The sequence below is a fragment of the Kitasatospora sp. NPDC059747 genome (assembly GCF_042732955.1).
Taxonomy (GTDB): domain Bacteria; phylum Actinomycetota; class Actinomycetes; order Streptomycetales; family Streptomycetaceae; genus Kitasatospora.
Map to the genome: position 1 here is coordinate 15,899 of NZ_JBHWGV010000004.1, position 21,317 is coordinate 37,215.

Here is a 21,317-nt window from a genome sequence, read left to right on the forward strand (position 1 = left end):
GTGGGCTTCTTCGTCTTCCTCCCGCTGATCCTGCCGCTGACGGCGGTGCCGATCGCGCGCCTCACCGGGCAGCACCTGCACCCGCGGGGCGCGGCCCGGCTGATGACCGTGATCAGCGCGGTGATGGCGGTCTGCAGCGTGCTGTGCCTCGGCCTGATCGGCGTGGTCGGCACCGCGCAGATCCCCGGAAACCCGCTGCCGGACAGCTGGTCCGACCCGGAGGTGCGGGCCGCGCTGCCGTACCACGAGACGGTCGGGACGGCCGCGATGTGGCTGCTGGTCCTGGTCGGGGCGGCCTGCCTGCGGACGGCGGCGCGGCACCTGCGGGTGCGGGCCCGGGCCCGGCGGGCGCTGGACGGCCTGCCGGCGGGCTCCGGGCCGGACGCCGACCTCGCGGTGCTGCCGGACGCCAGCCCGTACGCGTACGCGCTGCCGGGTTCGCCGGGGCGGGTCGTGGTGTCCACCGGGATGCTGGAGGGCCTGGCCGAGGACGAGCGCGAGGCGCTGGTCGCCCACGAGCGCGCGCACCTGGTGCACCGGCACCACCGCTACCTGCTGGCCACCCAGCTCGCGGCCAACGTGAACCCGTTCCTGCGCCCGCTCCAGGAGGCGGTGGCCTTCAGCGCGGAGCGCTGGGCGGACGAGGACTCGGCGCAGGCGGTGGGGGACCGGCGGATCACCGCGCGGGCGGTGGCCCGGGCGGCCCTCGTCGCGCGTCCCGTACCGTCCCCGGGCTTCGCGGCCTTCGCCGCCCCGGCACCGGCCCCCGGCCCGGTGCCGCGCCGGGTCGCCGCGCTGCTCGGCCCGGTGCCGTCCGACCGCAACTGGCCGCCGGCGAAGACCCCGGCGGGCCTGGCCGCGATGGTCGCCGCGGTCGGGACGGCGGCGTCGGCGCTGTGCGCGCTCAACGCCGCCGTGGCGCTGCTCGTCGTCCTGAAGGCCGTCACCCCGTTCTAGGCGGCGGCCAGTGCGTCGAGCGTGGCCCCGGCCCATGCGAGCGACTCCGCGGCGATCGGCCGGAGCCCGTTCAGCGCGGGCACGTCGTCGGCGCGGGTGAGCTCGGCGGTGACGACGTGCAGGTTCTCCTCGGCGACGCCGAGGTTGCCGAAGTACGCCCGCAGGTACGGGACCTGGAAGTCCTGGTGCTCGCGCGGGGTGCCCGGCCCGTAGCCGCCGCCGCGGACGGCGACGACCACGACGCGGGTGCCGCCCAGCAGCTTCGCGCCGGTGTCCGGGTCGACGTAGGCGCCGGGGAAGGAGACCCGGTCGATCCACGCCTTGAGGCCGGTGGAGACCGTGAAGTTGTACATCGGGGACCCGACCACCAGGGTGTCCGCGGCCAGCAGCCGGTCGATCAGCGGGCGGGTCAGCGCCCACTCGCGCTCCTCGTCCGGGGTCTCGGCGAGCGCGGCGACGTCGTCCAGGGGGAGCCCGCCCTTGCGCTCGGTGCGGCGGCCGAGGGCGTCGTAGGCGGCGTGCACCGCGGGCACCGGGTCGGCGACGAGGTCGTGGTGGCGGTGGGTGGCGGCGGCGCCGTGCCGGGCGCGCCAGACGGCGGCGAAGCGGGCGGTCAGGGCGCGGCTGACCGAACCCTCCGGGCTGATGCTGGAGTCCAGGTGGAGCAGGGTGGTGGACGTCATGGTGCTCTCCTCGTCACCTCGGGGTCGGGCGGAACGTCATACCGGTGACGGGCCGGGCCGAGGAAAGGTGACCGATGAGCGGGGACGGATTTCCGGACGACGCGCTCGCCGCGCGCTTCGAGGCCGAGCGCGGGCGGCTGCGGGCGGTGGCGCAGCGGATGCTCGGCTCGACGGGCGAGGCGGAGGACGCCGTCCAGGAGGCCTGGCTGCGGCTCGGCCGGACCGACCCGGCGGAGGTGGCGAACCTGCCGGGCTGGCTGACCACCGTCGTCTCCCGGATCTGCCTGGACCTGCTGCGCGCCCGCGCGGTGCGCCGTGAGGAGCCGGTCGACGAGGCGCTGCCGGACGGGCCGGCCGGGGCCGGGGACCCGGAGGAGGAGGCGTTGCTGGTCGAGTCGGTCGGCCGGGCGCTGCTCGTGGTGCTGGACCGGCTGGGCCCGGCCGAGCGGGTCGCCTTCGTGCTGCACGACGGCTTCGCGGTGCCGTTCGAGCAGATCGCGCCGATCGTCGGCCGGACGCCGGTGGCCGCCAAGAAGCTGGCCAGCCGGGCCCGGCAGCGGGTGCGCGGGACGGCCGCCGGCCCGCCGGAGCGCCTGGCCGGGCACCGTCGGGTCGTGGAGGCCTTCCTGTCCGCCGCGCGCGGCGGGGACCTGGACGAGCTGCTGGCGGTGCTCGCGCCGGACGTCGTCCGTCGGGCCGACCCGGCCGCGCTGCCCGCCGGGCGCTCCCTCGTCGCGCGCGGGGCGCTCACCGTCGCGCGGGAGACGACGGTCTTCGGCCGCCGGGCCCGGTTCGGCGCGGTGGCCCTGGTGGACGGTGTGCCCGGGATCCTGATCGCGCCGGGCGGACGGCTGCGGCTGGTGCTGCGGGTGGCGGTCGCGGACGGCCTGGTGGCCGGGTACGAGGTGGTCGCCGACCCGGCCCGGCTGGCCGGACTGGAGCTCGCGGTGCTGCCGTAGGGCGTCAGGACTCGTCGGCGAGCCGGAGGGTCATCTTGCCGGTGCTGCCGATCACGCGGCCGGCGCCGAGCAGCCGGGCGAACCGGCCGGCGGCGGTGCCGACGCCGCCGGCTGCGGCCGAGACGAACACCGTCTCGTCGGGCCGCAGCTTGGCGATCATGCCCAGGACCACGCTGCTCGGCGCCCCGGCCGGCCTCGCCGTCACCGACCTGGGCCGCGCCTGCCCAGCCGGTCCGTCGGGTACGTGACCACGCCCGAGCCGGCCGCGACGGTCGCCGTCCGGGCGCTGATCCGCGAGCTGCGGGCCGGGCCGCTGCCGGAGGGGCTCGTGGCGGCCCGTCCGGTTCAGTCCTCCAGCGACTCCCGCAGCGTGCGGAACTCCGCCGCCAGCGCGTCCAGCGTGTAGTGCGCGTTGAGCCCGCTCGGGTTCGGCAGCACCCACACCTCGGTCCCGCCGATGCCCTCCGGCTGCCGCCCGATCACGGCCTTCCGCGCGCCGAATGCCGTCCGGTAGGCGCCGATCCCGAGGACGGCGAGGACGAAAGCGGCACTTTGGGTGAGAGTGCAGCTACTCAGTGATAGCGTCGGAGTGCCGACTGCGATAGCCAAGCGTCGGCATTGGAATGAACGCCGCAGGGCTTGCGGTGTCAGGGCGTGGAGCCTTAGCCGTTGGGCAGGCCGTGAATCGCCAACCTGGCAACCGGGTAACCGGAAGCCCAGTCCGGACAGTGGGCCGGAGGGAATCCCTGCCCTTGTGACCGGGAGGAAGCCAAGCCGCAGAACAGGACGCGTTCGGCCATCGATAGCACCCGATCACGTGGTGTCCTTCGTGGGTGGAAGCGACCTGGTGGCGGGTGCCACGTGCACCCGCCTCTTTTCAGTTCCCCCGCGCCCGGTCCGGCGGGAGCGCAGCCGCCGGAGGCCGAGGACGACGACGGCCGCGTACGTCCAGCCGGCCAGGATGTCGACGATGAAGTGTTCGGCGCCGTACACCAGCGTGAAGGCCATCGCGAGCGGATAGGCGACGAGCAGCGCGCGCAGCCAGGGGCGGGCGGTCGGCCAGAAGAAGAACAGCAGCATCGCCGGGTAGGCGGAGTGCAGCGAGGGCATCGCGGCGACGTCGTTGGCGAACTGGCTGCCGTTCTCGAAGACGGACTGCGCCTGCGGCAGCCCGATGTCGGTGAGCGTCGAGGACACCACCCGGGTGAGCCCGGGCAGGTGGCCCTCCTGGGCGACCAGCCACGGCGGGTCGGCCGGGTAGAGCAGGTAGGTCGCGAAGCCGGCGAAGGTCAGCACCAGGTAGCAGGTGAGCAGCCGGACGTACCGCGCGTGGTCGCGCCGCCAGAGCACCGCGAGGACCACGAAGACCAGGAAGAAGTGCGAGAGGTAGACCGTGACCGCCGCGTAGTCGTACCAGTGCGGCGAGCCGGGCGTGTAGAGCGCGTCCTGGAGCCGGACGGTCCAGGTCCGGCCGAAGCCGAGCACCTCGTCGGCGTCCAGCTGCGGCAGCCAGTGCGGTGCCCAGGGGGTGTGCGCGCCGTAGCCGCGCAGCAGCGAGTACGTCCACACCGCGGCCATGACCGGGACCCAGTCGCGCAGGACCAGGAGGAAGCCGCGGGGGCCGTGTCCGCTGTGCACGGCGGCGGTCAGCAGGGCGCCGATCAGCCAGCAGAAGACCACGTCGTTGGCGGACGGCAGGCCGTTGCCGCGCACGTACCAGGCGAGGGAGGCCAGGTAGAGCGGCCAGGCGAGCAGCCGCAGCGGCCGGAGTCTGGCCGCCGCGCCCACCGGGCCGGGCCGCCCGGCCCGCACGAGTCGTGGTGGTGGGGCCGGCCGCAGCAGGTTGGTCATGCCCGCTGAAACTAGCGGCGCAAGCTGGGAGGAGCCTTGATGAACGATGACCGGATCTTAAGAAAGTCCTACTCATGCTGGGTGGTGTGGGTCGGTCCGGTGCCGCCTCGCAGCCGGTTCAGGAGACGATGCCGAGCTCGTGCGGGGTGTTGTTGAACCGCCGCCCGCCGTTCGCCGTGACGGTGACGATGTCCTCGATCCGCACCCCGAAGCGGCCGGGCAGGTAGATCCCCGGCTCGATCGAGAAGCACATGCCCGGCACCAGCGGCTGCTCCTCGCCCTCGACCAGGTACGGCGGTTCGTGCGTGGTGATGCCGATGCCGTGGCCGGTGCGGTGGATGAAGTGCTCGCCGTAGCCGGCGTCGGTGATCACCCGGCGGGCGATCCGGTCGATCTCCTGGCAGGTGACGCCGGGGCGGACGGCCTCGAACGCCGTCTGCTGGGCCCGCCGGACCACGTCGTGCACCTTGCGCACCTCGGCCGGGACGTCCGTGCCGACGTGGACCGTCCGCGTGGTGTCCGAGCCGTAGCCGTCCTTGAGGCCGCCGAAGTCGAGCACCACGGTGTCGCCCCGCTCGATCACCCGGTCGCCGGCCTCGTGGTGCGGGTTGGCGCCGTTGGGGCCGGAGCCGACGACGGTGAAGTCGACCTGGCTGTGGCCGTACTGGATGAGCAGCGCGCCCAGGTCGGCGGCGACGTCGGTCTCCCGGCGCCCGGCGAACTCGACCTCCAGGACGCCCCGGTACGCGGCGTCCGCGGCGCCGCCGGCCGCGGCGAGGCGCTCCAGCTCGTCGGCGTCCTTGACCGCGCGCAGCATCGGCAGGCTCGCGGTGAGCGAGGTGAAGCCGGTGCCGGGCAGCGCGCCCTGCAGGCCGAGCAGGTGCATGGCCCACGCGTTGTCGGAGACGCCGTACCGCCCGGCCGGGTCGAGCAGCGGGGCGGCGGTGGCGTACGGGTCCTCGCCGTCGCTCCAGTCGAGCAGCCGGACGGCCGGGGCGCCGGGGGCCTTCTCGGCGTCCGGGCGCTCCAGCCGGGGGACGACCAGCGCGGGCTCGCGGCCGGTGCCGAGCACCAGGGCGGTGAGGCGCTCGGTGATCGCGGTGGGCTGGTAGCCGCACAGGTAGACCAGGTCGGGGCCGGGGGCGACGACCAGGCCGGCCAGTCCGGCGGCGGTCGCGTCGGCGGCGGCGCGGGCCAGCCGGGCGCGGTAGTCCTCGGTGGTGAAGGGTCGGGGCACGGGTCTTCCTCCTCAAGGTCCGGACGGGCTGCTGCCTGGAACTCCATCACGCGTCCGGGGCCCCGTCACCCGTCCGGGGCCGGCGCGGTGGGCCGGAGCTCCGCCGGGCGCGGGCCGCCGGGGACGCCGTCACGCCCGCGCGGCGTCGGCGAAGTGACGCAGGAACAGCGCCTCGACGTGGGCCATGTGCTCGATCTCGCCCGGGTCGACGCTCTCGTTCGGCGCGTGGATCAGGCAGCGCGGCTCCTCGACGCCCATCAGGATGATCTCCGCGTCGGGGTAGGTGGTGGCGAGGACGTTGCAGAGCGGGATCGAGCCGCCCTGGCCCAGGAACGACATCGGCCGCCCGTAGACCTCCCGCATCGCCCGGTCGAGCGCGGCGTACGCGGGACCGCCGGTGTCCGCGCGGAACGGCGAGCCGGAGCCCTCCCGTTCGACGTCCACCACGACGCCCCAGGGCGCCGCGGCCTCCAGGTGCGCGATCAGCGCGTCCTGCGCCGCGCGCGCCCCGGTGCCGGGCGGCACCCGCAGGCTGACCCGGGCCCGGGCGGTGGCCGGGACGGCGGCGGCCGAGCCGACCACGGGCGGGCAGTCGATGCCGAGGACGGTGACGGCGGGGCGGGCCCAGAGCCGGTCGGCGACGGTGCCGGAGCCGGTCAGCCGGACGCCGTCCAGCACGCCGGCGTCGGAGCGGAACCGCTCCTCGTCGTAGCCGGCGCCGCTCCAGGTGCCGGTGCAGTCCAGGCCGTCGATCCGGGTGCCGCCGTCGGCGTCGCGCAGCGAGTCGAGCATCCGGATCAGTGCGGCGAGCGCGTCCGGGGCGGCGCCGCCGAACATGCCGGAGTGCAGGTCGCCGCGCAGGGCCTTGGCGGTGACGACGACGTTGGTGACGCCGCGCAGGGAGGTGGTGGCGGTGGGCACGCCGACGGCGGCGTTGCCGGTGTCGCAGACCAGCAGCGCGTCGGCGTGCAACTCCCCGGCGTGCGGCGGCACGTACTGCTCCAGGCCGCCGGTGCCCTGCTCCTCGGAGCCCTCGACGACGAGCTTGAGGCCGACCGGGACGTCGTCGCCGAGCGCCCGCAGCGCGGTGAGGTGCATGACGATGTTGCCCTTGCAGTCGGCGGCGCCGCGCCCGTACCAGCGGCCGTCGCGCTCGGTGAGCTCGAACGGCTTGGAGGTCCAGGCGGATTCGTCGAGCGGGGGCTGGACGTCGTAGTGGCAGTAGAGCAGGACGGTCGGCGCGCCGGGCGGTGGCGGGCGGTGGCCGATCACGGCGTGGCTGCCGTCCGGGGTCTCCTCCAGGTGGACGTCGCGCAGGCCGGCCGCGGCGAAGGCGGCGGCGACCCACTCGGCGGCGTCCCGGCAGTGCTCCGGCGGGTACTGCCGGGGGTCGGCGACGGAGGGGATCGCCACCAGCTCGGCCAGGTCGGCCTTGGCCTGTGGCATCAACCCGGATACGCGGCTGGCGAGTTCGTCGGTCATGCGGGCTCCCGTGGGCTGGCTGCGGGTGGCGGGTGCCAGGTGTGGACGGTCACGTGGGGACCGAATGCGTCGGATTGGCCGTCATGTCGCACCTCCTTCGGTGTCGCGCGGTTCGGCGGACCGTTGCGCGGCCGCCTCGGCCGCCTCGGCCGCCGCGTCCGCCGCGTCCGGTGAACGCCAGCCGGGCCTGCGCAGCCGCAGGAACAGGTACGGGATCAGCAGTCCGAGGACCAGCAGGCTCCGGGAGGGCTGCCGGGGCGGGCCGTACCCGGCCAGTTCACCCGTCTGCCCGGAGCGCCGCATGCGGCGCGCGCCCGCCCGGGTGACCGCGCATCGGTCCCGTCGGCGCGCCGGTGAACGGCGTCGCCGCCCAAACGCGCGGTCCGGGAGCGGGAGTTCGAGCACCCGTGCGGACTCCGGACGGGCACGGAATCATAAATTCCGGGCCGGTTGTCGGTGCGGTGGGACACGATGTCGGGCATGTCGTATGAACTCCAGGCGCTGATCGGCACGTTGGAGCTGCTGACGGTCGCGGCGGCCGAAGTGCCGGCCGCGCGGGTGGCGCCGCTCGCACAAGGACTGGCGCTGATCCCGGCCACTCCCGCGTTCCTGTCCGCCTTCCGGGCCGACGGTGACGAGCGCAAGTCCGAAGGCGGCGCCGGCTTCGCCTGGCACCCGGACGGCTTCGAACTGCGGCTCGCGGCCTGGTCCAAGGCGGGCCCGGTCGCCTGCGTCGAGGCCGACTTCTTCGGCGGCACCGGCACCCAGCGCGCCGCCGTGTGGACCGACGGCCGGCTCGAACTGGGCCCGCTCAGCAGCGCGTTCGAGCCCTTCGCGCCCGGCGGAAGCCCGATCTCCCGCGTCCTGCGGCAGCTCGGCGCCCGGGTGGAGGAGGGGCGGGTGGACGAGTTCGAGGCGGTCGGCCTCGGCGCCCACCGCAGCACCGAGGGCTGGGCGGCGACGGCGGGTTGAGCCGTGCCGGGCCGAGCCACGCCGGGCGCGGGGGCCGCCGCCGGGGTCGCCGCGCCACCGTTCGGCGTACGTGCGGTGGCTGCGTCCGGGTGGCTGCCCCACGGTGTGAGTCAGGCGATCTCGCCCCACTCGTACCGAGAGGAAGCAGTACCCATGCGTGCCACCTGGATGGCCGCCGCGCTGACCGCAGCCCTCGCGCTGACGCCGGTCGCCTCGGCATCCGCCACCGCCGCGGGCAACGGCTCCGCGGCCCCCCGAACCCCCGTCGTCTCGGCCCCGCTCGCCGACGACCCGCTCCCGAGCGTCCCCGTGCCGAGCGTCCCGGCCCCGGCGGTCCCCGCCCTGCCGTCCGTCCCGGCCCCCGCGGTCCCGGCCCTCCCCGCCACCCCGGACCTGTCCGGCATCATCAAGACGGTCACCGATCTGCTGTCGAGCGTGACCTCCTCCGTCCCCGGCGTCGTGGGTCAGCTGCTGGCGACCGTGACCAACCTCCTGTCGGGCCTGCTCGGCTCGCTGCCGGCACCCCCGTCACTGCCGGTGACCGTGCCCTCGGTGACCCCGCCAGCCCCGCCGAAGCTCCCGTCCACGGCCACCCCGGACGGCCGGGACGGCCGGGATACTCGGGGCGGCCGGGATGCCCGGGACGCTCGGGACGTGAACGAGCGGCTCGCCTCCCTCAAGGCACAGGCCCAGGCCCTGGCCGACGCCACGGCGGCCCGTACCGCCCTCCACCCCCACCCCGCCGCCGGCTGACCCCACCCGCCGCACCCCACGGCCCGACGACAAAGGCCCCGGTCCCGCACCCAGGACCGGGGCCTTGCCGTCGCCGCTTCGGATCGGCCGGGAGGGCGTCAGCGGTAGTTCACGAACTGGAGCGCGAAGTCCAGGTCCTTGCCCTTGAGGAGGGCCTGGACGGTCTGGAGGTCGTCGCGGCTCTTGGAGCTGACGCGCAGTTCGTCGCCCTGGACCTGGGCCTTGACGCCCTTGGGACCCTCGTCCCGGATGATCTTCGCGACCTTCTTGGCATCGTCGGTGGTGATGCCCTCCTTCACGTTCGCGAAGATCTTGTACTCCTTGCCGGACAGCTGCGGCTCGGCGGCGTCCAGGGCCTTCAGCGACAGCCCGCGCTTGACGAACTTCGTCTGCAGCACGTCGAGGATGGCCCGGACGCGCTCCTCGCCGTTGGCCTTCATCTCGATCTTCTCGCCGGAGCGGCTGATCTCGGCGCCGACGTTCTTGAAGTCGAAGCGGGTGGCGATCTCACGGGAGGTCTGGTTGATCGCGTTGTCGACCTCCTGCCACTCGACCTTCGAGACGATGTCGAAACTGGAGTCGGCCATGGGTGTTGGTCTCCTTGATGCTCTGGCTTCACTGGCACGGCACGCCGCACCGGGCGCCCCGCCGCCCCAGCCTATCCAGCGGTGCCCCGTCGCCGCCCCCGACAGCCACGCCGAAGGCCTTGATCATCGCGTGACCAATCGAGTGGCGAACCACCCCCCGGCATCGGGTATCGTTTACGGAGTCGAACGGGGCAAGGCCCCGGGAGGCACCAATCCTGGCTGGTTGCCCGAGCGGCCAAAGGGAGCAGACTGTAAATCTGTCGCGCAAGCTACGCAGGTTCGAACCCTGCACCAGCCACCGGATAGAGAAACGGCCTCTGATCTGCGGAAACGTAGATCAGAGGTCGTTTCTTTTTGCTCGAACACCGGTCACGCCGGATGGTCGTTTTGCGTAGTTTGTCCCACCTGGTTTCGCCCGGATCCCGGCCCTGACCAGCGCGTACGGACCAGCTACGGACCAGGATCCGGCGCCAGCGGCGCCGGACGGTTCCGGTTGAGCCGCTTCGAGATCAGCTCGTTGGCGTACTCGACGGTGCCGTGCAGGCACTTCGCGTAGACCCGGAGCATGACGGCGACGCTGTGCCCCGCCCGCCGGGCGACCTCGGTCGGGTCGACTCCGGAGTTCAGCCCGAGCGAGATCCCGGCGTGCCGCAGGTCGTACGGCCGCTTGCCGAGCTTCGTGGCGCAGTCGGCTGGCGAGAGCACCTCGGCGCGGGCCCGCTGCCAGACCACCCCGTAGCCGCTCTCCTGCACCATCCCGCCCCGGGACGTCCGGAACAGCCGCCCGTCGGGCGCGGTGCCGAAGGCGGCGATGTGCTCCCGCAGGATCGCCACCAGCTCGGGCGGGATCGGAACGCGGCGGGTCGCCTTCTCGGCCCGGTGCTTGAGCCCGCGCTTGTCGTGCGACGTCCCGTCGTCCGTCCAGGACGAGCCGACTCGTGGCCGGGTCTCGTCCAGGACGACGTAGCCCCACCCCTCGACCGGGAGGTAGCAAAGCGGGAGGGTGAGGTACACGGCCTCGGCCGGCCGGAGCCAGCCGTAGTAGAGGCAGGCGAAGAAGGCCCGGAGGTGGGCCCCGCGCTTCCCCTGGCGTCCGACTGCCTCGATCAGCAGCGCGGCCTGGTCCTCGTTGACCACCACACCGGGGTCGACCTCCTCCTCGGTCTCCGGCGGCTGCCACTGGACGGTCGGGAGGGGGTTGGCGGTCAGGTAACCCTCCTCGACGGCGTAGCCGAAGAGGTGACCGAGGATCCGGCGCTTGCGCAGGATGACCGAGGGGGCGGCCTTCTTGCCGTCCAACTTCAACGCGAGGGCGTTCAGCAGGCGGCGCACCATCGGCGGATCCTCGAAGGCGGAGACCGGCACGGACTGCTTCTGCACCCACGCCAGGGCCTTGGCCCACTCCGCCGGCGGCTCCTCGCCCCACGCGTTCACGTTGAAGGCCCAGCTGTAGAGCGCCCGGCGGACGACCCGCTTGTCCGGCATGCCGGCCTTCGACTTCACTAGCTCGAACGTGACCGTGGCCAGGGCGTCGGCCCAAGTTGTACGGGTCTTGGCCGGAGCCCCCTCCCAGCGGGCCTCGACGTACTTCCGGCCGAGTTCGTACCAGGTGATCTGCTTCTCCTTGCGAGCGGGCTGCCGGAGGGCGGCCTCGTCATGGAGCCCGTCGACCAGGACCGGTACGGCCATCGGCGCCGTGGCAGGACGGTGATCGTAGTCGACGTGTGCCGAGCGAGGGGGCGGGCGAGGACAGGGGAGAAGAACAGGCCGAGGGCGAGTGTTCCCCCGACCTGCTGGCGGTTGACTTTGATGTTCAGGTCAAGGTGGCACGGGGCGTCCGGCCTGTTCAAGCTGTACATCCTGAGCCGGTCGGAGGCGTTCTTCGGCTTCTACCCGCTCCGCGAGCGCACCGTGTCGATCGACGACAGCGCCCACACCTTCTACGACGTGACCGGCAAGGACACCACCCTGTTCCATCACGCCGCCAGCCCGGACGACGCCTCGCTCGGATCGCAGTACGTCCAGCAGGCCCAGATGTGGTTCGACAGCGTGTGGAGCACGATTGCCTACGAGCGGCAGCCATGACCACCACCCCTCAGCAACTCGCCGACGTGCTGCGGCCGGTGAAGCACGTGCTCCTCGACTTCGACGGAACGGTGTGCTCGGTCTTCGCCAGCCTCCCTGCCCCGGAGGTCGCGCGCCGACTCCGTGAGGGCCTGCTCGCTGCGGGCGAGCAGGCCCCGGCCCGAGGCCGAGGAGGAGAGCGATCCTCTCGCTCTGCTCCGGCTGGTCTTGGACGCCTGGCCTGAGCGCGGACGCCGCGCTGGCCGCGCTGGAGGCCGAAGCCGTCCGGGCCGCCCGCCCGACCCCGGGCGGAGAATCGGTTCTGCGAGCTGCCGTTCACTCAGGTCGGCTGGTTTCCGTGGTCAGCAACAACGCGGGCGAGGCCATCGAGGCCTACCTCGCCGGGTACGGCCTCAGTGCCTACGTGGCCGGCGTCTTCGGACGTGCCCCGGGCGACCCCTCGTCCATGAAGCCGAGCCCGCGCCTCCTGCTCGAAGCCATGAAAGCTGCAGGCGTCGGGCCGGAGCATTGCATCTTCATCGGCGACGCGGCCCGCGATGTCGAGGCCGGGGAGGCCGCCGGCGCCCCGACGATCGGCTACGCCAACAAGCCGGGGAAGGGCGCCAAGCTAGCTGCCGCTGGTGCCGTGGTGATCGTGGACTCGATGGTGCCCATCGCGGACGCCCTGACCCGATGAACAAGATCACGCAACGGGCTGGCCAGCGGCGGGGCACTCCCCGGACCAGTTGACCAGCCCGTTTGCTGTCGTCGGCTGTCAACGTTGGTTGGCCCTGGTCGACCTCACATGGCCCACAGACAGCCCGAGCGGAGGGGCCGGTCTGGCCTCGCCGAAACACCCATCGAGCAGCTGTTCCGCCATGGTGACCACCTGAGCAGCAGCGACCGTTTCGAGTACCTTCCCCCCGTCCGGATCTCCTGGCGCGAGCCCGACGGACACGAGGAGGACATGGCCAGAGGCGCTCGCCTCACGTCAGCCAAGCGAACCTTCGGCTACGTGTTTGCCCAAGAAGCCACGCAGGTCGTGTCTAGAGCACTAACCTGCTCACCCTGGAGAACAGAGCCCGACAGCCTCAGGGCGAGGCTGATCAGGATCCGGTGAGGAGAGTCTCATGGCGCCAGCCCAGACAAATGCCCGAACGCTGCTTATGAGGATTTTTGGCAGCTGGCATGAAGAGAACATCCCGGATTCGTCACCTGACACCGCCTTTGAGATTTTCGCATCCGAGCTCTCTCTGCGCTCATACGGCCTAGGCCTGGAGAACATTCAGGATGGAATCGTCGGAGCAGGCCAAGATGGTGGAATTGATTCAGTATTTACATTCTGGGACGACAATCTTCTCGATGAGGATTCGGAAATTCTTGCCGACTCACGGAGGCCTGGAGAATTTTCTCAGGAACGCCTCCTTGAGCTCTGGGTAGTTCAGGCAAAGCGGAGTCCGTCATTCGAAGAGGCAGCCCTAGACAAGCTCGAAAACACTCTTCGCCGGATCCTCGACCTGAATCAAGACATGGATGGCCTTCGAGGGCTTTACAACGAGAGTCTGCTTGCCCGCGTGGACTTGTTTCGACGAGCTTGGGAAAAGCTTCTAACTCGCCGACCAAAAATCTCCGTGAAGGTGGTATATGCTACGCCTGGAGATCGTCAGGGCGTAGCACCCCAAGTGCTTGTCAAGCAGACCCTGATTCGTCAAGTGGTCGCCGATTTGCTGCCGCCTGAGTCCAACGCAGAATGCCTGCTGGTCGGGGACCGTGAGCTGCTGTCCCGATACAATGAAAAGCCCACGTATTCGCTTCCCATGAAGTTCCAGGAGAACGCCACAAGCGGAGACTCTCACGTCGCCCTCGTGACTCTCGCTGACTACTTTAACCTCATCGCAGATGAAAATCGGAAGCTCCGGCGCCATCTTTTCGACTGGAACGTTCGAGACTACCAGGGGCCCGTGACGGTCAACCAAGAAATTAGAAGGACCCTTGAGAGCGAGGACAGCCCCGAGTTTTGGTGGCTGAACAATGGCGTGACAATCATTTGCAGTGAGGCAACGACCGCAGGAAAGACCTACTCGATGACGGATATTCAGATCGTTAATGGTCTGCAATCCAGTCACACCATCTATGAGGTCTTGCGGGATAATCCGGAATCTGCGGCCGGCGATCGAATGATCCTTGTTCGGATTATTTCGACAACGGATCGGAAGACGCGGGATCAAGTAATTCGGGCGACCAATAGGCAGACTCCAGTCAATGAGGCGTCACTTCGGGCCACGGATGAGATTCAGCGGAATATCGAAGGCTATTTCCTGGTGAACGGCTGGTATTACGATCGGCGCAAGAACTTCTACAAGAACGAGGGCAAAGACCCTGCCAAGATCATCGGAATTCCATTGCTTGGCCAAGCGCTGACGGCAATGGGACTTTGCCGTCCAGATAAGGCTCGCGGAAAGCCCTCTTCACTGCTCAAGAATGACGATGACTATATCTCCGTATTCAATTCAAGCGTCAACTTGGACGTATTTCTCTGGGCTGCTCGAACGCAACGGCTGGTGGATGTTTTCCTTCATTCTGACCACGCGAATGCCACTCAGGCCGAGCGAAACAATCTGAAATTCCACCTGTCTATGCTTGTGGCCGTAGAGTTGGCCGGAGGCCGTATTCATCGACCTCAGCAACTCGAAAGGGTCCTTGTGGGATCGCAATCGCTTGACGACGATTTCATCGCCGATCGGCTAGTCGTCCTGAAGCGGCTGACAGGGGACTTTCTGGCCGCCGGAACAACAACGCTAGAGAAGGCCGCCAAGAATCAGCAGTTCACCAACTACATTCTTAGCCGTTTGAACGTCTAATTGGCTGTCGGGAAAGCCGTGAACACGCGGATAGTGGGCTGCCTGGCCGACACCCTGCCTGGGGTGGGGTCAAGCATGACCGGGGCACGCACGTAGCGCCGCCAGCGTACCCCGGGTCGAGCGGGTGGTTCCCTCCTCGATCGGGCACTTCGCTGACCCCTGGAGTTTCCGGGTACGCCCTTGGGTGTCTGGCCGAGGGGGCTCCCTGCGACCCGAACACGATCATCACGACGAGGCTGCACCCGTGTACCTGCCCTGAGCCCCTCCGAGAGAGGGCTGGGGTCCGGGCGGAGCCCCGTGTGCTTCGACGTCTGCTTGCCCCGGCGGGTCGCATTCGTTGGCAGGCGTCGCCGGGACCATGATCCGGACCAGGCGCGGACCAGATTCGGTCCGTGATCAGGAGCTGCCTGGTCAGCGGCCTGTAAATCTGTCGCGCAAGCTACGCAGGTTCGAACCCTGCACCAGCCACCGGATGGAGAACAGCCCCTGATCTGCGGAAACGCGGATCAGGGGCTGTTTTCGTTTTTCTCCGCGTTCCGCCCGGCGGGTCGATCGGGTGGCGACTTATTGCACATTGCTTGCAATTACAGGTGGCAGGCAGCAGAGTGGGGCCACGGGGGTGGGAGTCCTTCCCGTCTTCCCAAGCGGCGACCGCCGTGACGTGGCCCGCCCACCCCCGTCCAGACCTTCCCCCGTGCGCCCGCCGCGCTCCCGTCGTGCCTCCGGGCGCGGCGTCAACGACGCGTAAAAGGCGTTCCCGGCCGCGTCAGGATCGCGTAGGGGCCGGAGTCCCGCCGGGGCCGTGACCCGCAGGATCGGAGCAACTACCGACTGCGGAGGTCCCGTCGATGTCCAGCGCCATCTCCACCCCGGCCGTCGAGGCCGACCCCCAGCCCCCGGACGCCGGCGCGGGTGACGAACGGCACCGCCTCTCGGCCCTCGGCGGCCTGGCCGCCCTCTCGCTGGACGCCATGGCCTCGGTGGCGTACGGGCCGGAGTCGATCGTCCTGGTGCTCGCCGCGGCCGGGGCGTACGGGCTGGGCTTCACGCTCCCCGTCACGGTGGCGATAGCCGTCCTGCTGGCCGTGCTGGTGGCGTCCTACCGACAGGTGATCGCGGCCTTCCCGGACGGCGGCGGGTCGTACGCGGTGGCCAAGGAGCACCTGGGCCGCCGGACCGCTCTCACGGCCGCGGCCTCGCTGGTCATCGACTACATCCTGAACGTCGCGGTCTCGGTGACGGCCGGCGTGGCCGCGCTCACCTCGGCCGTGCCGGGCCTGTACGACGACCGGGTCTGGCTCTGCCTCGGCGTGCTGGCCCTGGTGACGGCCGTCAACCTCCGCGGCATCGCCGAGTCGGCCCGCTGGTTCATGGCGCCGACCGCCGTCTTCGTCCTCTCGATCATGGCGATCATCGTGGTCGGCCTGTTCCGGGACGCCCCCGCCAGCACCGCGGCCGCCGCCGGCCACGCGTCCGTGCTGGCCGAGAACGCGACCACCGTCGGCGCACTGCTCCTGCTGAAGGCCTTCGCGGCCGGCTGCTCGGCGCTGACCGGCGTCGAGGCGGTGGCCAACGCCGTCCCCTCCTTCCGTATGCCGCGCGTCAAGCGCGCCCAGCACACCGAGGTCGCGCTGGGCGCGCTGCTCGGCGTGATGCTGATCGGACTGGCCGTGCTGATCGGCCGCTTCCACCTCCAGCCGGTCGAGGGCGTCACCGTGCTCGCCCAGCTGGCCGACGCCTCGCTCGGGCACGGCGCCGCGTTCTACGTCGTCCAGTTCTCCACCGTGGTCCTGCTCGGCCTGGCCGCCAACACCTCCTTCGGCGGCCTGCCCGTCCTGCTCCACCTGCTGGCCCGGGACAACCACCTCCCGCACGTGTTCGCGCTGCGCGCCGACCGGCAGGTGCACCGGCACGGCGTCCTCTTCCTCGCGATCGTCTCGGCGGCGCTGCTGGTCGGCTCCGGCGGTGACGTCAACAGCCTGGTGCCGCTGTTCTCCATCGGCGTTTTCGTCGGCTTCACGATCTGCCAGGTCGGCATGGTCAAGCACTGGTACCTGCACCGGCCGGCCAACTGGCGGTGGAAGGCCGCGCTGAACGGCTTCGGCGCCGTGCTCACCGGTGTCGCGACGCTCGTCGTGACCGGCACCAAGTTCACCGAGGGCGCCTGGGGCATCGTGGTGGCGCTGCCGCTGCTGGTGCTGCTCTTCGAGCTGATCCACCGCGGCTACGAGCGGATCGGCGAACGCCTGGAGCTGGGCCGGGTGCCCGGCGCGGTGGTCCGCCGGCGCAGCCTGGTCGTCGTCCCGGTGACGGCGATCACCCGGCTCACCAGGGACGGCCTGTCGGCGGCGCTGTCGCTCGGCGACGAGGTCATGGCGGTGACCGTCGTGCACGAGCGGGCCGAGGCCGAGGCGCTGCGGCGGGACTGGGAGCTGTGGGACCCGGGCGTGCCGCTGGTGGAGATCCCGGACGGCCACCGCCGGCTGGGCCAGCCGATCGCGGAGTTCGTCAACAGGCTGGGGGAGGAGCACGCGTACGACCGCCTGACGGTGCTGATCCCCGAGGTGGAGCCCGCCCACTGGTACCAGCGGGCGCTGCAGAACCGGCGGGGCGCCGTGATCGACCGCGCCCTGCGCCGGAGCACCGACGCGGTCGTGTGCCGCCTGCGCATGAGGATGTGACCGGCGCCCCCACCGCACCCAGTACGCACCTGACCTGCACATTCGGATACGAACGGTCCCGGACGGCACGCCCCGTCCGGGACCGTTCCGCGTCCTGGCACCCGTCCGCGTCAAGGTCGCGTCAACGTCCACCGTTCACCCGTATGGAGGGCGTCAGGAACCCATAACGCCCCTCTGATGGCTGGTTTGCTGCTTCAGCCGGTCTTCCGCCGGTGCCGCGATCAGCCCCCCGGCCGGTCGCGGCAGTCTCCCGAACCACGCTGGTGGAGCCCATGTCCGACCTCATCTACGTCGGTGTCACGGTCGCCGTGTTCGCCGTCATCGCCCTGATCGCGCGGGGGGTGGAGAAGCTGTGAGCGCTGAGAACCTCGCAGGTCTGATCGTGGCCGTCGCTCTCGTCGGCTACCTCGTCGTCGCGCTGATCTTCCCGGAGAAGTTCTGACATGGGATCCACTCTCGCTGGCTGGTTGCAGGCCATCGCCCTCGTCGGCGCGCTGGCCCTGTGCTACCGCCCCCTCGGCGACTACATCGCCGGGCTCCTCACCTCGGCCAAGCACCTCAGAGTCGAGCGCGGCATCTACAAGGTGATCGGCGTGGACGGCGACGCCGACCAGCGCTGGCCGGTCTACCTCCGCTCGGTGCTGGCCTTCTCGGCGGTCTCCGTCCTCTTCCTCTACGCCCTGATCCGGCTGCAGACCTTCCTCCTGCTGAACCTGGGTGTTCCGCAGATGGAGGGCCACCAGGCCTGGAACACCGCGATCTCGTTCGTCACCAACACCAACTGGCAGTCCTACAGCGGCGAGTCCGCGATGGGCCACCTGGTGCAGATGATGGGCCTGGCGGTGCAGAACTTCGTCTCCGCGGCCGTCGGCATCGCCGTCGTCGCCGCGCTGATCCGGGGCTTCACGCGCAACCGCACCGACCGCGTCGGCAACTTCTGGGTGGACCTCACCCGGATCTCGCTGCGGCTGCTGCTGCCGCTGTCGATCGTCTTCGCCCTGGTGCTGGCCGCCAGCGGCGTGATCCAGAACTTCCACGGCTTCACCGACGTGCACACCCTGTCGGGCGAGGTCCAGAAGATCCCGGGCGGCCCGGTGGCCTCCCAGGAGGTCATCAAGCTCCTGGGCACCAACGGCGGCGGCTTCTTCAACGCCAACTCGGCGCACCCGTTCGAGAACCCGACCGGTTTCTCGAACCTGGTCGAGATCTTCCTGCTCCTGGTGATCGCCTTCGCCCTGCCGCGCACCTTCGGCCGGATGGTCGGCGACAACCGCCAGGGCTACGCGATCGTCGCCGTGATGGGTCTGTTCTGGGTCGCCTCGGCCGCCCTGCTCACCTTCGCCGAGTCGCAGCACGGGGGCACCGCCCTGCAGGCCGCGGGCGCCGCGATGGAGGGCAAGGAGCAGCGCTTCGGCATCGCGGCCAGCTCGCTGTTCGCCGCTTCGACGACGCTGACGTCGACGGGTGCGGTCAACTCCTTCCACGACTCGTTCACGCCGTTCGGCGGCGGTCTGACGATCTTCAACATGATGCTGGGTGAGATCGCGCCCGGCGGTACCGGATCCGGCCTGTACGGCATGCTGGTGCTGGCCATCGTCGCGGTCTTCGTGGCCGGCCTGATGGTCGGGCGCACCCCCGAGTACCTGGGCAAGAAGCTCGGCGGCCGCGAGATGAAGTTCGCCTCGCTGTACATCCTCACCACCCCGACCATCGTGCTGGTCGGCACCGGTGTGGCGATGGCCCTGCCGGGCGAGCGGGCCGGGATGCTCAACTCGGGCGCCCACGGCTTCTCCGAGGTGCTGTACGCGTTCACCTCGGCCGCCAACAACAACGGCTCGGCCTTCGGTGGCATCACCGTCAACACCGACTGGTACGACACCGCGCTCGGTCTGGCGATGGTCTTCGGCCGCTTCCTGCCGATCGTCTTCGTCATGGCGCTGGCCGGATCGCTCGCCCAGCAGCAGCCGGTCCCGGCCACTCCGGGCACCCTGCCCACTCACAAGCCGCTGTTCGTGGGTCTGCTGTCCGGCGTGATCCTGATCGTCGTCGGCCTCACCTACTTCCCGGCCCTGGCTCTCGGGCCGATCGCGGAAGGTCTCTCCTGATGTCCACCCCTACGCTCACCCCCGCACCGGCCGACAAGGCCGAGGCCGCCGCCGGCTCGCACAGAGTGTCCAGCGGGCTGCTCGACCCGAAGCTGCTGCTCACCTCGCTGCCGGACGCGGTGAAGAAGCTCGACCCCCGGGTGATGGTCAAGAACCCGGTCATGTTCGTGGTCGAGGTCGGCTCGGTCGTCACCACCGTTTCCGCGATCGCCCACCCGTCGGTCTTCGCCTGGTCGATCACCGTCTGGCTGTGGCTCACCACGATCTTCGCCAACCTGGCGGAGGCCGTCGCCGAGGGCCGCGGCAAGGCCCAGGCCGACACCCTGCGCAAGACCAAGACCGAGTCGGTCGCCCGCCGCCTGCTGGACTGGCCGAAGAGCCAGGCCGAGGAGGAGGTCCCCGGGACCGCGCTCCAGCTGGGCGACCACGTGGTGGTCGAGGCCGGGCAGATCATCCCGGGCGACGGTGACGTCGTCGAGGGTGTCGCCTCGGTCGACGAGTCGGCGATCACCGGCGAGTCCGCGCCGGTGATCCGCGAGTCCGGCGGCGACCGCAGTGCCGTCACCGGCGGTACGAAGGTGCTGTCGGACCGGATCGTGGTGAAGATCGCCTCGGAGCCCGGCAAGTCGTTCATCGACCGGATGATCGCCCTCGTCGAGGGCGCCGCCCGGCAGAAGACGCCGAACGAGATCGCGCTCAACATCCTGCTGGCCTCGCTGACCATCGTCTTCCTGGTCGCGGTCGTCACGCTCCAGCCGATGGCGACCTTCGCGGGCGCCCCGCAGTCGATGATCGTCCTGGTCGCCCTGATCGTGGCGCTCATTCCGACCACCATCGGCGCGCTGCTGTCCGCGATCGGCATCGCCGGCATGGACCGCCTGGTGCAGCGCAACGTGCTGGCGATGTCCGGCCGCGCCGTCGAGGCCGCCGGCGACGTCAACACCCTGCTGCTCGACAAGACCGGCACCATCACCCTGGGCAACCGCCAGGCCGCCGAGTTCCTGCCCGCCCCGGGCGTGGAGACCGGCGAGCTGGCCAGTGCCGCGCAGCTGTCCTCGCTCGCGGACGAGACCCCCGAGGGCCGCTCGATCGTGGTCCTGGCGAAGACCGAGTACGGCCTGCGGGCCCGCGCCCAGGGCGAGCTGACGCACGCCACCTGGGTCCCGTTCACCGCCCAGACCCGCATGTCGGGCGTGGACCTGGACGAGCCCGAGGGTGTTCACCAGGTCCGCAAGGGTGCGGCCGGCGCCGTCACCAACTGGGTGAACGAGAACGGCGGTTCGGTCGGCGGCGAGGTCGCCACCCTGGTCGACGGCATCTCCGCGGCCGGCGGCACCCCGCTGGTGGTCGCCACGAAGATCGCCGACGCTCCGGCCAAGGTCCTCGGGGTCATCCACCTCAAGGACGTGGTCAAGGAGGGCATGCGCGAGCGCTTCGACGAGCTGCGCCGGATGGGCATCAAGACCATCATGATCACGGGCGACAACCCGCTGACCGCCAAGGCGATCGCGGAGGAGGCCGGCGTGGACGACTTCCTCGCCGAGGCCACGCCCGAGGACAAGATGGCCCTGATCAAGAAGGAGCAGGAGGGCGGCAAGCTGGTCGCGATGACCGGCGACGGCACCAACGACGCCCCCGCGCTCGCCCAGGCCGACGTCGGCGTCGCGATGAACACCGGGACCATGGCGGCCAAGGAGGCCGGCAACATGGTCGACCTCGACTCCAACCCGACCAAGCTGATCGAGATCGTCGAGATCGGCAAGCAGCTGCTCATCACCCGCGGCGCGCTGACCACGTTCTCGATCTCGAACGACGTGGCCAAGTACTTCGCGATCATCCCCGCGATGTTCGCCGGCGTGTACCCGGGCCTGCGGCACCTCAACATCATGGGCCTGCACAGCCCGCAGTCCGCGATCACCTCGGCGATCATCTTCAACGCCCTGGTCATCATCGGCCTCATCCCGCTCGCCCTGCGCGGCGTCCGTTACCGTCCTTCCGACGCGAGCTCCCTGCTGAGCCGCAACATCGGGATCTACGGCATCGGCGGACTGATCGTGCCGTTCGTCGGAATCAAGCTGATCGACCTCGTCGTCCAGTTCATCCCCGGCCTCAGCTGACGCAGGGA

At 70.6% G+C, this 21,317-nt stretch carries 20 protein-coding genes and 1 tRNA gene; 12 read left to right on the top strand and 9 right to left on the bottom strand.

All coding sequences use genetic code 11. The features are described 5' to 3' along the window. On the top strand, positions 1-957 hold the full coding sequence (locus tag ACFV4G_RS02790; protein ID WP_380435799.1) for a M56 family metallopeptidase: 957 nt from the start codon (positions 1-3) through the stop codon (positions 955-957). Here ACFV4G_RS02790 and ACFV4G_RS02795 read toward each other — a convergent pair. Further along, on the bottom strand, positions 954-1,640 hold the full coding sequence (locus ACFV4G_RS02795; protein ID WP_380435801.1) for an FMN-dependent NADH-azoreductase: 687 nt from the start codon (positions 1,638-1,640) through the stop codon (positions 954-956). The genes ACFV4G_RS02790 and ACFV4G_RS02795 overlap by 4 nt on opposite strands. Before the next feature lie 74 nt (positions 1,641-1,714). Here ACFV4G_RS02795 and ACFV4G_RS02800 point away from each other — a divergent pair, with 74 nt between their 5' ends. Continuing rightward, positions 1,715-2,599, top strand: a complete 885-nt coding sequence (locus ACFV4G_RS02800; protein WP_380435803.1) for a sigma-70 family RNA polymerase sigma factor — start codon at positions 1,715-1,717, stop codon at positions 2,597-2,599. A gap of 4 nt (positions 2,600-2,603) precedes the next feature. On the opposite strand, the gene ACFV4G_RS02805 is transcribed toward ACFV4G_RS02800, so the two are convergent. From ACFV4G_RS02805 to ACFV4G_RS02830, 6 genes are all read right to left on the bottom strand, one after another. Then, entirely contained in the window at positions 2,604-2,759 is a 156-nt protein-coding gene (locus ACFV4G_RS02805) for a hypothetical protein (RefSeq protein WP_380435805.1), read from the bottom strand. Positions 2,760-2,944: 185 nt separating this feature from the next. Next, on the bottom strand, positions 2,945-3,208 hold the full coding sequence (locus tag ACFV4G_RS02810; protein ID WP_380435807.1) for a hypothetical protein: 264 nt from the start codon (positions 3,206-3,208) through the stop codon (positions 2,945-2,947). A 204-nt stretch (positions 3,209-3,412) separates the two neighbouring features. Beyond that, entirely contained in the window at positions 3,413-4,450 is a 1,038-nt protein-coding gene (locus ACFV4G_RS02815) for a phosphatase PAP2 family protein (protein ID WP_380435809.1), read from the bottom strand. A 118-nt stretch (positions 4,451-4,568) separates the two neighbouring features. After that, positions 4,569-5,687, bottom strand: coding sequence for a M24 family metallopeptidase (locus ACFV4G_RS02820; RefSeq protein ID WP_380435811.1), 1,119 nt, complete (start codon positions 5,685-5,687; stop codon positions 4,569-4,571). A 129-nt stretch (positions 5,688-5,816) separates the two neighbouring features. Further along, entirely contained in the window at positions 5,817-7,169 is a 1,353-nt protein-coding gene (locus tag ACFV4G_RS02825) for a dipeptidase (RefSeq protein WP_380435813.1), read from the bottom strand. Positions 7,170-7,250: 81 nt separating this feature from the next. Then, positions 7,251-7,472, bottom strand: a complete 222-nt coding sequence (locus ACFV4G_RS02830; RefSeq protein ID WP_380435815.1) for a hypothetical protein — start codon at positions 7,470-7,472, stop codon at positions 7,251-7,253. 177 nt (positions 7,473-7,649) lie between these two features. Here ACFV4G_RS02830 and ACFV4G_RS02835 point away from each other — a divergent pair, with 177 nt between their 5' ends. Continuing rightward, positions 7,650-8,141: a hypothetical protein gene (locus ACFV4G_RS02835; protein WP_380435817.1), complete on the top strand. Its 492-nt coding sequence runs from the start codon at positions 7,650-7,652 to the stop codon at positions 8,139-8,141. Between the two features lie 153 nt (positions 8,142-8,294). Further along, a complete protein-coding gene (locus ACFV4G_RS02840) occupies positions 8,295-8,894 on the top strand; it encodes a hypothetical protein (protein WP_380435819.1) in 600 nt (199 codons plus the stop codon). Positions 8,895-8,992: 98 nt separating this feature from the next. Here the strand turns inward: ACFV4G_RS02840 and ACFV4G_RS02845 are convergent, their stop codons facing one another. Continuing rightward, the gene (locus tag ACFV4G_RS02845) at positions 8,993-9,481 is read right to left on the bottom strand and encodes a YajQ family cyclic di-GMP-binding protein (protein ID WP_380435820.1); all 489 of its coding nucleotides are present in this window, start codon (positions 9,479-9,481) and stop codon (positions 8,993-8,995) included. Positions 9,482-9,698: 217 nt separating this feature from the next. On the opposite strand from ACFV4G_RS02845, the gene ACFV4G_RS02850 reads away from it, so the two are divergent. Further along, a tRNA-Tyr gene (locus ACFV4G_RS02850) sits at positions 9,699-9,779 on the top strand. A gap of 152 nt (positions 9,780-9,931) precedes the next feature. Here the strand turns inward: ACFV4G_RS02850 and ACFV4G_RS02855 are convergent. Continuing rightward, on the bottom strand, positions 9,932-11,170 hold the full coding sequence (locus ACFV4G_RS02855; protein ID WP_380435823.1) for a tyrosine-type recombinase/integrase: 1,239 nt from the start codon (positions 11,168-11,170) through the stop codon (positions 9,932-9,934). Between the two features lie 120 nt (positions 11,171-11,290). On the opposite strand from ACFV4G_RS02855, the gene ACFV4G_RS02860 reads away from it, so the two are divergent. From ACFV4G_RS02860 to kdpB, 7 genes are all read left to right on the top strand, one after another. Then, positions 11,291-11,566, top strand: a complete 276-nt coding sequence (locus ACFV4G_RS02860) for a hypothetical protein (RefSeq protein WP_380435825.1) — start codon at positions 11,291-11,293, stop codon at positions 11,564-11,566. A 247-nt stretch (positions 11,567-11,813) separates the two neighbouring features. Then, positions 11,814-12,242, top strand: coding sequence for an HAD family hydrolase (locus ACFV4G_RS02865; protein WP_380435982.1), 429 nt, complete (start codon positions 11,814-11,816; stop codon positions 12,240-12,242). A gap of 433 nt (positions 12,243-12,675) precedes the next feature. Further along, positions 12,676-14,406 (top strand): AIPR family protein, encoded by a 1,731-nt coding sequence (locus ACFV4G_RS02870; protein ID WP_380435826.1) that lies wholly within the window; start codon positions 12,676-12,678, stop codon positions 14,404-14,406. Positions 14,407-15,254: 848 nt separating this feature from the next. After that, complete coding sequence (locus ACFV4G_RS02875; protein ID WP_380435827.1) at positions 15,255-17,087, top strand: APC family permease; 1,833 nt, start codon at positions 15,255-15,257, stop codon at positions 17,085-17,087. A gap of 352 nt (positions 17,088-17,439) precedes the next feature. Further along, on the top strand, positions 17,440-17,529 hold the full coding sequence (gene kdpF / locus ACFV4G_RS02880) for a K(+)-transporting ATPase subunit F (protein ID WP_037830997.1): 90 nt from the start codon (positions 17,440-17,442) through the stop codon (positions 17,527-17,529). A 1-nt stretch (position 17,530) separates the two neighbouring features. Next, positions 17,531-19,192, top strand: a complete 1,662-nt coding sequence (gene kdpA, locus ACFV4G_RS02885) for a potassium-transporting ATPase subunit KdpA (protein ID WP_380435828.1) — start codon at positions 17,531-17,533, stop codon at positions 19,190-19,192. Then, positions 19,192-21,309, top strand: a complete 2,118-nt coding sequence (gene kdpB, locus ACFV4G_RS02890) for a potassium-transporting ATPase subunit KdpB (protein ID WP_380435830.1) — start codon at positions 19,192-19,194, stop codon at positions 21,307-21,309. Before kdpA ends, kdpB begins: the two co-directional genes overlap by 1 nt. The last annotated feature ends 8 nt before the right edge of the window (positions 21,310-21,317 follow it).